The 14202-nt window shown below is 70.7% G+C and carries 14 protein-coding genes; 6 read left to right on the forward strand and 8 right to left on the reverse strand.

Annotation, left to right across the window (positions count from 1 at the left end; genetic code table 11):
• The first annotated feature begins 244 nt into the window (after positions 1-244).
• Both OIE67_RS07910 and OIE67_RS07915 read left to right on the forward strand, forming a co-directional pair.
• The gene (locus OIE67_RS07910; RefSeq protein ID WP_245955453.1) at positions 245-592 is read left to right on the forward strand and encodes an RNHCP domain-containing protein; all 348 of its coding nucleotides are present in this window, start codon (positions 245-247) and stop codon (positions 590-592) included.
• 1 nt (position 593) lies between these two features.
• Positions 594-986 (forward strand): RNHCP domain-containing protein, encoded by a 393-nt coding sequence (locus tag OIE67_RS07915; protein ID WP_106234205.1) that lies wholly within the window; start codon positions 594-596, stop codon positions 984-986.
• A gap of 136 nt (positions 987-1122) precedes the next feature.
• On the opposite strand, the gene OIE67_RS07920 is transcribed toward OIE67_RS07915, so the two are convergent.
• A complete protein-coding gene (locus OIE67_RS07920) occupies positions 1123-1998 on the reverse strand; it encodes a tetratricopeptide repeat protein (RefSeq protein ID WP_106234207.1) in 876 nt (291 codons plus the stop codon).
• A 19-nt stretch (positions 1999-2017) separates the two neighbouring features.
• Positions 2018-3451 carry an aldehyde dehydrogenase family protein gene (locus OIE67_RS07925; protein WP_245955455.1) on the reverse strand — a complete coding sequence of 478 codons (1434 nt, stop codon included), beginning with the start codon at positions 3449-3451 and terminating at the stop codon, positions 2018-2020.
• A gap of 129 nt (positions 3452-3580) precedes the next feature.
• Here OIE67_RS07925 and OIE67_RS07930 point away from each other — a divergent pair, with 129 nt between their 5' ends.
• Positions 3581-4654, forward strand: coding sequence for a class I SAM-dependent methyltransferase (locus tag OIE67_RS07930; protein WP_326638117.1), 1074 nt, complete (start codon positions 3581-3583; stop codon positions 4652-4654).
• Between the two features lie 117 nt (positions 4655-4771).
• Here the strand turns inward: OIE67_RS07930 and OIE67_RS07935 are convergent, their stop codons facing one another.
• Positions 4772-5704 (reverse strand): U32 family peptidase, encoded by a 933-nt coding sequence (locus OIE67_RS07935; RefSeq protein ID WP_106234210.1) that lies wholly within the window; start codon positions 5702-5704, stop codon positions 4772-4774.
• 548 nt (positions 5705-6252) lie between these two features.
• Here OIE67_RS07935 and pgeF point away from each other — a divergent pair.
• From pgeF to OIE67_RS07950, 3 genes are read left to right on the forward strand one after another with little or no spacing between them, the layout of a single operon-like run.
• Complete coding sequence (gene pgeF / locus OIE67_RS07940) at positions 6253-8463, forward strand: peptidoglycan editing factor PgeF (protein WP_326638120.1); 2211 nt, start codon at positions 6253-6255, stop codon at positions 8461-8463.
• Positions 8464-8479: 16 nt separating this feature from the next.
• Positions 8480-8620 (forward strand): sigma factor, encoded by a 141-nt coding sequence (locus tag OIE67_RS07945; protein ID WP_326638122.1) that lies wholly within the window; start codon positions 8480-8482, stop codon positions 8618-8620.
• 18 nt (positions 8621-8638) lie between these two features.
• Positions 8639-9070, forward strand: coding sequence for a sigma-70 family RNA polymerase sigma factor (locus OIE67_RS07950; protein WP_326638124.1), 432 nt, complete (start codon positions 8639-8641; stop codon positions 9068-9070).
• A gap of 29 nt (positions 9071-9099) precedes the next feature.
• On the opposite strand, the gene OIE67_RS07955 is transcribed toward OIE67_RS07950, so the two are convergent.
• The 5 genes from OIE67_RS07955 to OIE67_RS07975 form a co-directional block, all read right to left on the reverse strand.
• Positions 9100-9441 (reverse strand): hypothetical protein, encoded by a 342-nt coding sequence (locus OIE67_RS07955; RefSeq protein WP_326638126.1) that lies wholly within the window; start codon positions 9439-9441, stop codon positions 9100-9102.
• 26 nt (positions 9442-9467) lie between these two features.
• Positions 9468-10670, reverse strand: a complete 1203-nt coding sequence (locus OIE67_RS07960; protein WP_326638128.1) for an ATP-dependent DNA ligase — start codon at positions 10668-10670, stop codon at positions 9468-9470.
• Entirely contained in the window at positions 10651-11388 is a 738-nt protein-coding gene (locus OIE67_RS07965) for a pyrimidine reductase family protein (RefSeq protein ID WP_326638130.1), read from the reverse strand. Before OIE67_RS07965 ends, OIE67_RS07960 begins: the two co-directional genes overlap by 20 nt.
• Positions 11389-11510: 122 nt before the next feature.
• Positions 11511-13637 (reverse strand): glycogen debranching protein GlgX, encoded by a 2127-nt coding sequence (gene glgX / locus OIE67_RS07970; protein ID WP_106234222.1) that lies wholly within the window; start codon positions 13635-13637, stop codon positions 11511-11513.
• Positions 13638-13747: 110 nt separating this feature from the next.
• Positions 13748-14173, reverse strand: coding sequence for an OsmC family protein (locus OIE67_RS07975; RefSeq protein WP_106234224.1), 426 nt, complete (start codon positions 14171-14173; stop codon positions 13748-13750).
• Positions 14174-14202: the final 29 nt, after the last annotated feature.

Genomic DNA, 14202 nt, shown 5'->3' on the forward strand with positions numbered 1-14202 from the left:
GTTCAGTGGAGCTTCCGGGCAGTCACGCCCGCAGGGGAGGGGTCTATGCCCGGCACCGCGCCCAGCGCGCCTCGCCGTACCCACGGGCGGATCCCGACCCCGTAAGGCGTCACCACACCCGTCCGCCCATCCACCGGCGTGCCCCGCGAGGCCCGCTCGGGCGCTTCCTTGCTGCTTTTCGCGAACCTCTCGCGAATCTTCTCGAACTCTCTCGAAGATGACATTCCGGCAAGGAGTACCCAGGTTGTCCACCGACGGAAAACCTCGTTCGCTCGCGAACACCGAGACATTCCCGTGCGTACGTTGCGGCCTGACGGTCGCCGCGGTCGCACCCGACGGCGCCCGCCGCAACCACTGCCCGAGCTGCCTGCACTCGCTGCACCTGCGCGACGAGTGCAGATCACGCATGCTCCCGATCTCGATCGCCGTCCTGCGCACCGGCGAATGGATGGTCATCCATCGCTGCACCCGGTGCGGTGAGCTGACGTCCAACCCCATCTGCGGGGACGACAACCAGCTCATCCTCATGCGCATGGCCGTCAGGCCGCTGGCGCAGCCGCCGTTCCCGCTAGAGGCGTTCGGTGATCTGTGACATGCCCAGGAGGAACCCGGGCCGGGAACGGCCCCAGCGACGTAAAGAGCTCTTCCACGCGGACGCGTTCCGCTGCGTCGGGTGCCGGCTGGACGTGCCGATGCTCGCGCCCGGCACCGCGCACCGCAACCACTGCCCGAACTGCCTGACCAGCCTGCACGTCGATCACCGGATCCCGGGGGATCGGCGGGCGGAGTGCCGGGGCAGGATGACGGCGCTGAGCGTGTCCGTGCGCGGGGACGGCGAGTGGCTGATCATCCACTCCTGCCAGTCGTGCGGCGGGCTCAGCGCCAACCGGATCGCGGGCGACGACAACGCGCTGGCGCTGCTGCGCATCGCCATGCGTCCGCTGTCGGACACCCGCCTGCCGGTCAGCGCCCTGCTGGCCCTGTGATCCCGCCCCGCCGGAGCCGCGGTACGCCCGCGGCGCCGGCGGGTACGGGAATCTCTGCGAAAGCGGCCCGGGTCAGAAGCGGCCGGGGTCAGAAGCGGCCCGGGTCAAAAGCGCCCCGGGTCAGAAGCGGCCCGGGTCACTCCTCGGCTTCGAGGTGCAGGGCCCGGGTGAAGTCGGCCACCGCCTCCTCGTGCCGGTCCAGCTCCTGGAAGATCTCGCCCCGCACCCGGTACGCCCAGATGTAGTCGGGATCCAGCTCGATCGCGGCGTCGAGGTCCTTCAGCGCCGCCTCGTTGTCGCCCAGCTCGCTCAGCACCGCGCCCCGGCTCCCGAGCGCCCGGTCGTTGCCGGGCTCCAGCTCCAGCGCCCGGTTGAGGTCGGCGAGCGCCTCCTCGTAGCGGTCGGCCATGCGCAGCGCCTCGCCCCTGCGGCTCAGCGCCCGCACGTAGTCCGGGTCGGCCTCCAGGGCCTTGGTGTAGTCGTCGATCGCCTCCGGGTAGAAGTTCATCCGCTGGTAGAGGTCGCCGCGGGCGACCCACGAGTACGCCAGCTCCTCGTTCAACGCGATGATCTTGCCGTGCTCGGTCAGGGCCTCGTCCAGCCGGTCCAGGTCCACCAGGGCGTCCGCCTTCGCCTCCAGGATCCACAGGGAGTCGGGCGACAGGGTGAGCGCGTGCTCGAAGTCGGCCATCGCCTCCTCCAGGCGGCCCATGGCGGCGTAGGTCTGGCCGCGCGAGCCGAGGGCGTACGCGCTGTCCGGCTCCAGCTTCAGCGCCTCGTCGAAGTCGTCGAGCGCGGTGTCGTACCGTTCGATCACCCGATGGCTCTCCCCGCGCAGCCGCCAGGCCCTCGCGTTGTCCGGCACCAGCGCGATCGACTCGGTCAGATCCGCGATCGCGGCGTCGTGCCGTGACAGGGCGATGTACGATTCGGCCCGGCTGCGCAGCACCGATGCCCGGGACTGCGCGGCGGCTTCCGACAGCCCTGACGTGTCCTTGATCCCCTCGCTCATGAGGGGTAAATGTATCCGACTAGATCTGGATAATGGCTGCCTTTTCCCGGGTGTACTCCAGGACCGAATCGTGGCCGTACCCGCTGTCCTTGACCCCGCCGAACGGCAGCCCCGGAGGCATCTGGCGGAAGGTGTTCACCCACACCGTGCCGCTGCGAAGATCGCGGACGAACCGGTGGGCCCGGCCCAGGTCGCGGGTCCAGACACCGGCCGCCAGCCCGTACGGGGAGTCGTTCGCGATCGCCAGCGCCTCCTCGTCGGTCGAGAACGGCAGCGCCACCGCCACCGGCCCGAAGATCTCCTCCTGGCACACCCGCAGCGCGTTGTCCTCGGCCGTGTAGAGCGTGGGCGCCACCCAGTAGCCGCCGGGCAGCGCCGGCACCACCTCGGCGCCGCTCCGCCCGCCGAAGACGAGCCGCGCGCCCTCCTTCTCGGCCAGCTCCAGGTACGACGTCACCCGCTCGTACTGCCCCGCCGACACGATCGGTCCCATCGTCGTCGCCAGGTCCAGCGGGTCGCCGAGGACCAGGTCCGCGCAGGCGCGCTCGATCCGGCCGAGCATCTCCGACCAGATCGAGCGGTGGATGAGGATGCGTGAGCCCGCCACGCACACCTGTCCGGCGTTGCCCGTGTAGACGGAGTTCACCGTGACGCCCAGGGTGGCGGCGTCCAGGTCGGCGTCGGGGAAGACGATGTTGGGGGACTTGCCGCCCAGCTCGAACGTCAGCGGCTTCAGCGCGTCGGCCGAGGCCCTGGTGATGGCCTGGCCGGTCTCGGTCGAGCCGGTGAGGCTGACCTTGTGCACGCCGCGGTGGCGGACGAGGGCGTCGCCGACCTCCTCGCCCAGGCCGCTGACGATGTTCAGCACGCCGGGCGGGAAGACGTCGGCGAGCAGCTCGCCCAGCCGCAGCACCGACGCGCTCGCCTGTTCGGCCGGCTTGACGATCACCGTGTTCCCGGCGGCCAGCGCGTACGCGGCCTTGGCCGAGAAGGTCGAGATGGGGGAGTTCCACGGGATGATGCAGACCGCCACCCCGTACGGCTCGCGCCGCGTCAGCCCGAGGGCGTCCGGCCCCAGCACGACCGTGTCGCCCTTGACCGCGTCGAGGCACTGCCCGGCGGCCAGCTGCCACAGGTACGCCATGCCCGGCAGGTCCCGCTTCAGCGTGTCGCGCAGGATCCGGCCGTTGTCGCGCGTCTCCAGCTCGGCCAGCTCCTTGGCGTGCCGGCCGAACAGCTCCGACACCTTGCGCAGGACGTGCGCCCTGGCCGCCGCGGGCAGTGCCGACCAGGCGGGGAAGGCGCGGGTGGCCGCGGCGACGGCCGCCTCGGCCTCGGCGGCCCCGCCGGCCGGGATGCGCGCCCAGGGCTCGCCGGTGGCGGGGTTGACGGTGTCCATCTGGCGTGCGGCGGGGACGAGCTCGCCGCCGATCAGGTTGCGGTAGTCAGGCACGCGACCAAGCATATGCTTGCTCGTTTCGAGGGGCCAGGCCGGAGAAAGCCTGAAAGATCACGTAAAGCGGCCGAACGCGGACGCTTAGACGGGGACGGCTCGGGCACAACCGCACGAAGGGTGGTGGCGATGACCAACAGAATCCTGGCCAGACTGGTGTACGGCTCCCGTTACGACCGCGTCCCCTGGGAACAGCGGGTCTACGTGCGGCCGGGAGAGCGGCTCATCCGCGAGGCGCAGTGGCGCCGGCTGATCGCCCGCGCGCCGATCATGTCGCGCGCCGCCTACGAACGGCTGCGCCCGCTGGGCGAGATCGAGGAGTTCCTCGACTGCATGATGTGCGGGGAGTCGCGCCAGCAGCCGCTCTTCGAGCCGACCGGCGGCAAGGGCTGGCGCTACCACGTCGTCCGCTGCCCCTCCTGCGGCTTCCTCTACCGCAACCCCAACGTCCGCCCCGAACGCCTCGGCGACCTGTACTCCACCGGCTACAGCACCTTCCTGACCGGCAAGTACGCCGCCAACCGGCAGCGCCGCTACGACCTGACCATGAAGGCGCTGGCGCCCGTGTTCGACGAGGGCAAGGAGCGGCGGCTGCTCGACTTCGGCTCGGGCGTCGGGCTCTTCCTCGAACTGGCCGAGCGGCGCGGCTTCGACGCCTACGGCGTGGACCTGTCGCCCGAGTCGGTGGCCCAGGCCAACGAACGGCTGAGCCGGGCCCGCACCTACTTCGGCGCGCCGGGGGACGTGCCGGAGATCGCCGCCGGCGGGTTCGACGTGATCACGCTGTGGTCGGTGCTCGCGCATCTGCCCCGGCCGCTGGAGGACTTCCAGCTGTTCAGGAGCCTGCTGGCGCCCGGCGGGGTGCTGCTCGTCCTGACGGTGAACGCCCGCTCGCTGTTGCTCAAGGCGTACGGGTCGAAGTGGAGCGGCTTCACCAAGAACCACCTGATGTTCTACTCCTCGCAGACCGTACGCACGCTGCTGGCCCGCGCCGGGTTCGCCGGCGTCGCCTTCAGCCACCACTACGGCGACACGGTCGAGGCCGGCACCACCAAACTGTCGCCCGCCCTCGCCGCCCGGCTGCGGCGCAGCGTGGAGGCGAGCGACGGCGGCAATATGATGCGCGTGCTGGCCTTCGCCGACGAGGAGGCCATCGGCCGCTGGGAAGGCGGCCCCCTCACGATCCACCGCCTGCACGACTGAGCCGTGCCGGGCCGCGGACCCGGCACGCCCGGGTCCGCGGTCGGGGACGGTTACGGTCCCGGCACGCCGAGGCCGGAGAGGCGCCTACGGTCCCGGCACGCCGAGGCCGGGACGCGGCTACAGCTCCGGCACCCCGAGGTCGGAGGTCTGGGACGGCTTGGCCAGCTCGGGATCGAGCTGCTCGATCAGCCGCTGCACCAGCGCCGCCCGCCGGACCCGCTCGCGGCCGAGCTCCTTCGGCACCACCCCGAGATGCCCGCCGGAGGGGTAGATGTTGGGCGCGTTACGCAGCCCCATCTTCAGGTAGACGGGAGCGGCGGCCCGCACGATCTCCACCGCCTCATAGAAGCGGACGAACCCACCCTGATCATCCGGCACCTCCAGATAGAGATCGATCGGCAACCGGGTCGCCGCGCGGATCTCGGCCAGGTGCGGCACGGTCAGGTCGGTGCCCACGTTGACCGTGGTCGCGCCGAGCCGTTCGTAGACGGCGGCGGTCGGCCCGTTCGTCAGCGGCATCAGCACGGACGTCTTCAGCACCAGGTTCGGCGGCAGCGTCCCGTCCGCCTTGAGCTCCCGCAGCACGTCCAGCGTGCCGAGATCGCCCACGAGCAGGCTGCGGATGCCCAGCGAACAGGCCCGCAGCGCGTCCGCCAGGCAGGCCGCGACCATCGCGTTCCCGCGCGCCGCCGCGCCCACGGCCTGGGTGAGCTTGGCCTGGCCACCGGTGTCCCAGGCGGCCCTCGGCCCCAGGAACAGGTTGACCTCGATGCCCCGCTCGGCCCCGAGCCTGGCCATCCGCCCGATCTCGTCGTCGGTCAGCATCATCACGCCGCTGCCCTGCGAGGTCCTCGCGACCGGCACGCCGAGCCGGTCGGCCTCGGCGACCACGGCCTCCAGCACGTCCGGTCCCTCGACGCTGGGAATCTCGAACCGGTACGGAGCCCCGTCCGCGAACCGGGACGCTACCGGAACGGCGGGCGCCTGCGCGGGCACCACCGGGTGTCCCAGGCGCTCCATCAACGCGTGGAGCTCGGCCAGGGTGGTCATCAGAGAGCCTCCTCGTCATAGATCACGTCAGCGCGGCCGAGCATGGTGCGCCGGCCGGTGTCGTCCTCACCCCACCATCCCAGCTCCACCCCGCCCACCGACATGCGCACCACCCAGCTGCCATGCTTCGGTACACAATGGAGCAAACCCGACTTAAGTGAAGTGTCGGCCATCCGGGAGGCGGGCCAGCATTTCGCCACCGGCGAGACGCTCGCCGAAGGCGTGGCGGTCCGGCCCACCGTGGCCGTCGTCCAGGGCCTACTACGTGGGCGCGGGCCTCATCGTGGCCGCCGCCTGCGACCTGCGCCTGGCCGTATCGGGATCGAGCTTCGGCGTCCCTATCGCGAGGACGCTCGGCAACTGCCTGTCCATCAGCCCCTCCCGAGGGGGCCGTCGCCTTGAGGCGACGGGGGAATCGGGGGCGGGAGGGCCGTCAAGGTCCGAGTGTGCCTTGACCTGCCAGGTCCGCGCATCACAGATTTCCTTCCGGGTTTTGTCGGTGCAAGGCGATAGCGTGGTTGTCTCGTTACCGAACGTGAGGGGTGGGGGTGCGCCGGTCGTTCAAGTTCCTGCTGCGCGCCACCAGCAAGCAGGCCGCCGCGCTCGCGCAGTGTGTGGAGGAGCACCGGCAGTTGTACAACGCCGCGCTGGAGCACCGGCGCACCGCCTACGCCAGGGCGGGCGTGAGTGTCCGATACGCAGACCAGTCGGCCGAGTTGAAGCACATCCGCGGCGATGACCCCGGTGGGCAGGGCCGGTGGTCGTTCTCTTCCCAGCAGGCCACGTTGCGCCGCTTGGATAAGGCGTTCCGCGTGTTCTTCGACCGGGTCAAGGCCGGGCGCACCCCGGGCTACCCCCGGTTCAAGGGCCGGGGCTGGTTCGACAGCGTGGAGTGGCCGAAGGACGGCGACGGCTGCCGGTGGGATTCCCAGCCTGAGCACCCCGCCGCGACCTACGTCCGGTTGCAGGGCGTCGGGCACGTCCGGGTGCATCAGCACCGGCCGGTCAAGGGCCGGGTGAAGACGATCGTGGTCAAGCGGGAAGGCAACCGCTGGTATGTGGTCCTGTCGTGTGACGAGGTGCCCGCCGAGCCGCTTCCCGCCACGGGCGCGGTAGCCGGGATCGACATGGGTGTGGCCTGGCTGGTCACCACTTCCGGCGGGGAACACCTGGCCAACCCCGGCCACCTGGCCGCAACCGCCGAACGTCTCGCGACGGCGCAGCGCGACCTCGCCCGCAAGAAACGGGGCTCCAAGCGGCGGCGCAAGGCGGTGGCCCGCGTTGCCGCGCTGCACGGCAAGGTGCGCCGCCAGCGGCTCGACGGGGCACACAAGACCGCGCTGGCGCTGATCCGCAACTACGACGTGATCGTGCACGAGGACCTGCGGATCACGAACATGACCCGCAGCGCGTCCGGCACGATCGAGGCCCCCGGCCGGAACGTCGCGCAGAAGTCCGGCTTGAATCGGAGCATCCTGGACGCGGGCTGGGGGGTGTTCCTGACGATCCTCGCGCACAAGGCTGAAAGCGCCGGTCGAGAGCTGATCGCGGTGAACCCCGCCGGCACCTCCCGCACCTGTGCCCGGTGCGGGCACTGCGCGAAAGAGAACCGCGTCACCCAGGCCGAGTTCATCTGTACGGCGTGCGGGCATGCCGCGCACGCCGACGTGAACGCGGCGGTCAACGTCCTCAGGGCAGGGCTTGCCCTTCGCCGGGCTGCGCAAGCGGCTTGGCGAGAAGCCGCTCCCTTCAGGGAACGGAGGAGTCACGAACACGTACTCGCTGCTCGTCCACCACCTCGGCCCCGCCAGAACCCTGGACATGCTGCTCCGGGCCCGCATGTTCACCGCCGAGGAGGCCCACTCCGCCGGCTTCGTGGCCACGGTCTTCGGCAGCGACGACTTCCACACCGCCGTCCCCGCCTTCCTCATCAAGCAGCAGCCCACCTGGCAGGGCCGCTGACCGCCCGCCCCGGCCCGTGGAGGGTCGCGCCGGTTCGCGGGCGGTGGGGCGGGTCCGTGCCCTGTGCTCGGCCTAAGATCGGAGGCATGCAGCTCGCCCCCGGTGTCCACGTCGCCATCACCGACCGCGACGGAGGAGTCAGCGCTCCTCCCTACGGCACGCGCAACCTCGGCGGCATGGTCGGCGACGACCCGGCCGCCGTGCGGGCCAACCGCGAGGGCGTGGCGGCCGAGCTGGGGGTGCGCGCCATCGTCTTCATGCGCCAGGTCCACAGCGCCGACGTCGCCTACGTGAGCGAGCCGTTCGGCGACGACCCGCCCATGCTGGACGGCGTCTTCACCACCGAGCCCCGCCTGGCGCTGGCCTCGCTCGGGGCCGACTGCCCGGCCGTGCTGGTGGCCGACCCCGTGACGCGGATGATCGGCGCCGCCCACTCCGGCCGCCCCGGCACCGAGGCCGGCATCGCCACGGCCCTGGTGGAGGCGATGGCGGCCAAGGGCGCGGAGCCCGGCAGGATGGCCGCCCTGATCGGCCCGGGCGCGTGCGGCCGCTGCTACGAGGTGCCCGCCGACCTGCGCGACCAGGTCGCCGCGAAGGTGCCCGCCACCTGGTCCACCACCTCCTGGGAGACGCCCGCACTCGACCTGCGGGCCGGCATCGAGTCCCAGCTCCGGGCGGCTGGCGTCCCCGACGTACGCCACGACGCCCGCTGCACGATCGAGTCGCAGGAGCTCTACTCCCACCGCCGCGAACACCCCGGCGGCCGCTTCGCCGGTCTCATCTGGCTCGACGCCTGACCAGCCCGCACCCGACGTGCGGATCCGCGGGCCGGCTCTGCTGCGCTGCGCGCTCGTGCTCACCGGAAACCCGCACGACGCCGCCGACCTCGCCCAGGAGGCGCTGCTGAAGCTCAGCGGTTCCTGGTCGAGGGTGCGGAAGAAGCACGACCCCTAGGGTTTCGTCCGCATCACCATGGCACGGCTGCACATCAGCGCCTGGCGCCGGATCAAGCGTGAACGTCTGGTCGTCAGCATTCCGGAAGAGGGTAGCGCCGACGCGGACATCGCCCGCTTCGACGGCGAACCGGGGCTGTGGCGCCTGGTGACGCGACTGCCCCCGCGCCGGCGCGCGGTCATCGTCTTGTGCCACTACTGCGATCTTTCCGACGAGGAGATCGCCGAAGCGCTGGGGGTGTCCAGGGGCACGGTGCGCAGCCAGGCCGCGCGCGCACTCGACAAGCTGAAAGCCGCCTGGGATCATCCGGCCCGACCCGGCCGCTGGAACGGGCCGGTTGCCCGGTGCGTCCTGTCATTGGTCCGTGTCCGGTCATCCCGGGCGAGTCGGTCGGCCGGATCAGCGAGCCGGCCCGGCCACGTGAGAACGGCCGGCCGGGAGGGCACCTGAGGCCGTGTGGGCCGGGTGCCGGTGGCGGGTCAGCTCTTCTTGTTGGAGTTGTAGATCGAGTTCACCACGATGATCCCGAGCCAGATCCAGATGAGCCCGTACGCCCGATCCGCGAACACGAGGACCAGGGTCATGATGGTGCCCAGGGCCATCGAGACGATGGCCAGGGCCAGGCGCTGGGCCTCCGTCGGTCCCGGGCGGGCCACCTTGGCGGGCTGCTCCGGGGTGATCTGGGCGACGCGTTCGTCCACCCGGCGCTCGATCTCGGTGCCCACCCGGTCGAGGAACGACTCCACGACCGCGTCCTCGAACTCCGGCCCGAGGTCGCGACGCGCGGACACGGCGGCTCGTAGTTCATCTCCAGTGGTCATATGTCGAGATATAACGGGATTATGGGCTATCGGGCAAGGATGTCATCGAGGTTGTAACTGACTGGACGCTCCAACTGCTCATAAGTGCACGATTCGGGCGTGCGGTCGGGCCGCCACCGGCGGAACTGCGCGGTGTGCCGGAACCGGTCGCCCTCCATCTGGTCGTAGGCCACCTCGATCACCAGCTCCGGCCGCAGCGGGATGAACGACAGGTCCTTCTTGGCGTTCCACCGCGACACCGCCCCCGGCACCCGCTGCCCGCCCGTCGCGGGCCCGGCGGCAGGCTGGCCGGCGTTGGCCGCCGCCTGCTCGGCCCAGTGGCCCCAGGGATGCTCGCTCAGCTCCGCGAGGTACGGCCTGATCTCCTCGACCAGCTCCGCCCTGCGCTTCATCGGGAACGAGGCCGCCACCCCCACGTGGTGCAGCCGCCCGTCGTCGCCGTAGAGGCCGAGCAGCAGGGAGCCCACGATCGGCCCCGTCTTGTGCTCCCGATAGCCGCAGATGACGACGTCGGCGGTACGTTCGTGCTTGACCTTGAACATCGTCCGCTTGTCGGGCACGTACGGCTGGTCACCCGGCTTGACGATGATGCCGTCGAGGCCCGCCCCCTCGAACATCTCGAACCACTCGCCCGCCTGCTCCTCGCTGGTCGTGACCGGCGTCAGCCGGACGGAGCCGACCTTCTCCTCGGGGAAGAGCTTCTCCAGCCGGGCCCGCCGCTCCGCGAACGGCGCCTCCAGCAGCGACTCGTCGCCCACCGCCAGCAGGTCGAACGCGATGAACTGGGCCGGCGTCCGCTCCGACAGCATGCTCACCCGCGACTTGGCCGGATGGATGCGCTGCTGCAGCGCGTCGAAGTCGAGCTGGGTCCCCATGGGCAGCACGATCTCGCCGTCCACGACGACCCTGTCGGGCAGCTCGGCCCGCACCGCCTCGACCAGCTCGGGGAAGTAGCGGGTGAACGGCCGCTCGTTGCGGCTGCCCAGATAGACCTCGTCGCCGTCGCGGAAGACGATGCAGCGGAAGCCGTCCCACTTCGGCTCGTAGAACAGTGTGCCGTCCTGCTTGGGCATGGCCTTGACCGGCTTGGCCAGCATCGGCGGCACCGGCGGCCGCACCGGCAGATGGGGCACCGGCTCCGGCTCAGGCTCCGGTTCGGGCTTCGCTGCCGCTCCAGGCTCAGGCTCGGGCGTCTTGGCCGCTTCAGGCTCAGGCGTCGGCTCGGTCATGGCTCTGCTCCCTCGTGTACTTGCAGAAGAGGACCCCCGCCTCTTCCAGCACCTGGCTCAGTTCAAGTGCCGTCTGGGCCGGCTCGCCGTTCTGGATGCGCGCGGCGCCGCCTCCGACCAGCAGCGGGCTGATCGACAGGCACAGCTCGTCGACCAGGCCGTCGGCGGACAGCTGGGCGTTGACCCGGGGACCGCCCTCGCACAGCACCCTGGTCAGGCCCCGGTCGTGCAGCGCGGCCACGGCCGCCCGCAGGTCGACGCCGTCCTCGCCGGCCACGATCAGGTCGGACCGCTCGGCCGCCGTCTTGCGCCGGTCGCCGGGCGCGGCCTCGCAGGTGATCACGATGGTCCGGCTGGGGGCGCCGGTGAACAGCTCGCCGTCGAGGTCGAGGTCGAGGCTGCGGGTGATCACGGCGATCGGCGGCACCTCGGGCCGGCCCTGCCTGATCTCCGCCCACGCCTCGCGCGGCGGGACCGGGCCGTACCGCTCCTTGCGCACGGTCGCGGCGCCCGCGACGATGACGTCGGCCAGGCCGCGCAGGGTCTGGAAGATGCGCTTGTCGCCCTTGCTGGACAGCCCGCCGGAGCGCCCGTCGAGCCAGGCCGCGCCGTCGGCGCTGGACACCATGTTGAGCCGCAGCCACGGACGGCCCTCGGGATAGGCGTACGCCTGCACGATGTCCGGGTTGTCCTGTATGTCGGGATAGATGCGCCGCACTCCTCTACCTTGGCACACGACACCGACAATCGGTCGCAGGGATTTGCGGGGGCGCGGATCCCGTAGCCCAGAGCCGGCCAAGGGCTGGTCCAGGGCCGATCCAGGGCCGATCCAGGGCTGGGCTAGGGCTTCGACTGACGGGGCTGGCGCAGGACCTGGAGCGAGCGGGCCGTGACGGCCACCACGGCGTTCGGCAGCCAGCGCTCGTCCAGGAACGCGTCCTCCACCGTGTCGTGGTTGGTGTCGAGCACCGGCAGCCACGCCGCGCCGAACTCCTCGCCCGGCAGCGTGAACGGCATGTTCTCGTGGTGGGCGTTGATCAGCAGCAGGAAGGAGTCGTCGACGATCTTCTCGCCGCGCGGTCCCGGCTCGGTGATCGCCTCGCCGTTCAGATAGACCATCAGCGACTTGGCGTAGCTGATGTGCCAGTCGCTCGCCGTCATCTCGCGCCCGCCGGGCGTGAGCCAGACCAGGTCCCGCTTGCCGTCGTCGGGGTGGCGGCCGTGGAAGAAGCGGCGGCGCTGGAAGACGGGATGCTCGCGGCGCAGCTTGGACAGCACGCGGACGAAGTCGAGCAGGTCGGACTCGGCCCGCACCATCGACCAGTCCACCCAGGCCAGCTCGTTGTCCTGGCAGTAGGCGTTGTTGTTGCCGCGCTGGGTGCGGCCGATCTCGTCGCCGTGGGACAGCATGGGCACGCCCTGCGACAGGAACAGCGTGGCCAGGAAGTTGCGGCGCTGGCGGCGGCGCAGCGTGACGATCTGCGGGTCCTCGACCGGGCCCTCCGCGCCGCAGTTCCAGGAGCGGTTGTCGTTGGTGCCGTCGCGGTTGTCCTCGCCGTTGTCCTCGTTGTGCTTGTGGTCGTAGGAGACCAGGTCGGCGAGGGTGAAGCCGTCGTGGCAGGTGACGAAGTTGATCGAGGCGACGGGACGGCGGCCGGAGGACTCGTACAGGTCGGCGGAGCCGGTCAGGCGGGAGGCGAACTCGGGCAGGGCCGAGTGAGTGCCCCGCCAGAAATCTCGTACGATGTCGCGATATTTGCCGTTCCACTCCGTCCACAGGGGCGGGAAGTTCCCCACCTGGTAGCCGCCGGGACCGACGTCCCACGGCTCGGCGATCAGCTTGACCTGCGAGATCACCGGATCCTGCTGGATCAGGTCGAAGAACGCGCTGAGCCGGTCGACGTCGTGCAACTCCCTGGCCAGCGCCGAGGCCAGGTCGAAGCGGAACCCGTCGACGTGCATCTCCAGCACCCAGTAACGCAGGGAGTCCATGATGAGCTGCAGCGCGTGCGGCGAGCGCACGTTGAGCGAGTTGCCGCACCCCGTGTAGTCGAGGTAGTAGCGCCGGTCGCCGTCGTGCAGCCGGTAGTAGGCGGCGTTGTCGATGCCCCTGAAGCCCAGCGTGGGCCCCATGTGGTCGCCCTCGGCCGTGTGGTTGTAGACCACGTCGAGGATGACCTCGATGCCTGCCTCGTGCAGCGCCCGCACCATGGCCTTGAACTCCAGCACCTGCTGCCCCCGTGTCCCCGAGCTGGAGTAGCGGCCGTGGGGCGCCAGGTAGGCCATGGTGTTGTAGCCCCAGTAGTTCGTCAGCCCGCGCGCCACCAGGAAGTGCTCGGGGACGTAGTGGTGCACCGGCATCAGCTCGACCGCCGTGACCCCGATCGACAACAGGTGCTCGATGATCGCGGGATGCCCGATGCCGGCGTACGTGCCGCGCAGGTCGGGCGGCACGTCGGGGTGCCGCATGGTGAGCCCGCGCACGTGGGCCTCGTAGATCACGGTCTCGTGGTACGGAATGCGCGGCGACCGGTCGTTGCCCCACTCGAAGAACGGGTTGATCACCACGTTCTTCGGCATGTAGGGCGCGCTGTCCTCGGTGTTACGCCGGGTCGGATCGGTGAAGTAGTAGGGGAACAGCGCCTGGTTCCAGGTCAGCTCACCGTCGATGGCCTTGGCGTAGGGGTCGAGCAGCAGCTTGGCCGGGTTGCACCGGTGGCCGTGGGACGGCTCGTTGGGCCCGTGGACGCGGTAGCCGTAGCGCTGGCCCGGCTGGATGCCCGGCAGATAGCCATGCCAGACGAACCCGTCGACCTCGGGCAGTTCGACGCGCTCCTCGGAGCCGTCATCGTGGAAAAGGCACAGCTCGACCCGCTCGGCGACCTCGGAGAACACCGAGAAACTGGTGCCCACGCCATCCCAGGTGCCGCCGAGTGGATAGGGCTCGCCCGGCCAGACCTCACGCATGTGGCCCAATTGTCGCACGCTGAAGCGGTCTTGGTCGTGTCATGGAGAGAACGCTCTGCTCCCGGGCCACGGAACCCCACGTCGGCAGGGGCTCCGTGGCGGACGGGAGACTAGAGCAGCTCGGCCTTGAGCGTGATCGTCGTGCCGGCCAGGGCCTTGCTCACCGGGCAGTTGGCCTTGGCCGTCTCGGCGGCCTCCTGGAACTGCTCGGCGGTCAGGCCGGGCACGTGACCCTGCACCGTGAGCACGATGCCCGTGATGCCCTCACCCGGCTGGAACGTGACGTCGGCACTCGTCCGCAGCGACTCGGGCGGCGTGCCGGCCCCGGCCAGCCCGTGGGACAGCGCCATCGAGAAGCAGGACGAGTGGGCGGCGGCGATCAGCTCCTCCGGCGAGGTCTTGCCGTTGGCCGCCTCGGCCCTCGACGGCCAGGAAACCTCGAACGTGCCGACTCCCGAGGTGTCGAGCGAGACCGTGCCCGAACCGTCGAGCAAGGCGCCTTTCCACTGCGTGGTCGCGGTGCGTGTGGTGGCCATGGCGTTGTGCTCCCTCCTGTATGGACTTC

Origin of the sequence: Nonomuraea fuscirosea, from assembly GCF_035917475.1 — a bacterium.
In the GTDB taxonomy this organism is placed as follows: domain Bacteria; phylum Actinomycetota; class Actinomycetes; order Streptosporangiales; family Streptosporangiaceae; genus Nonomuraea; species Nonomuraea fuscirosea.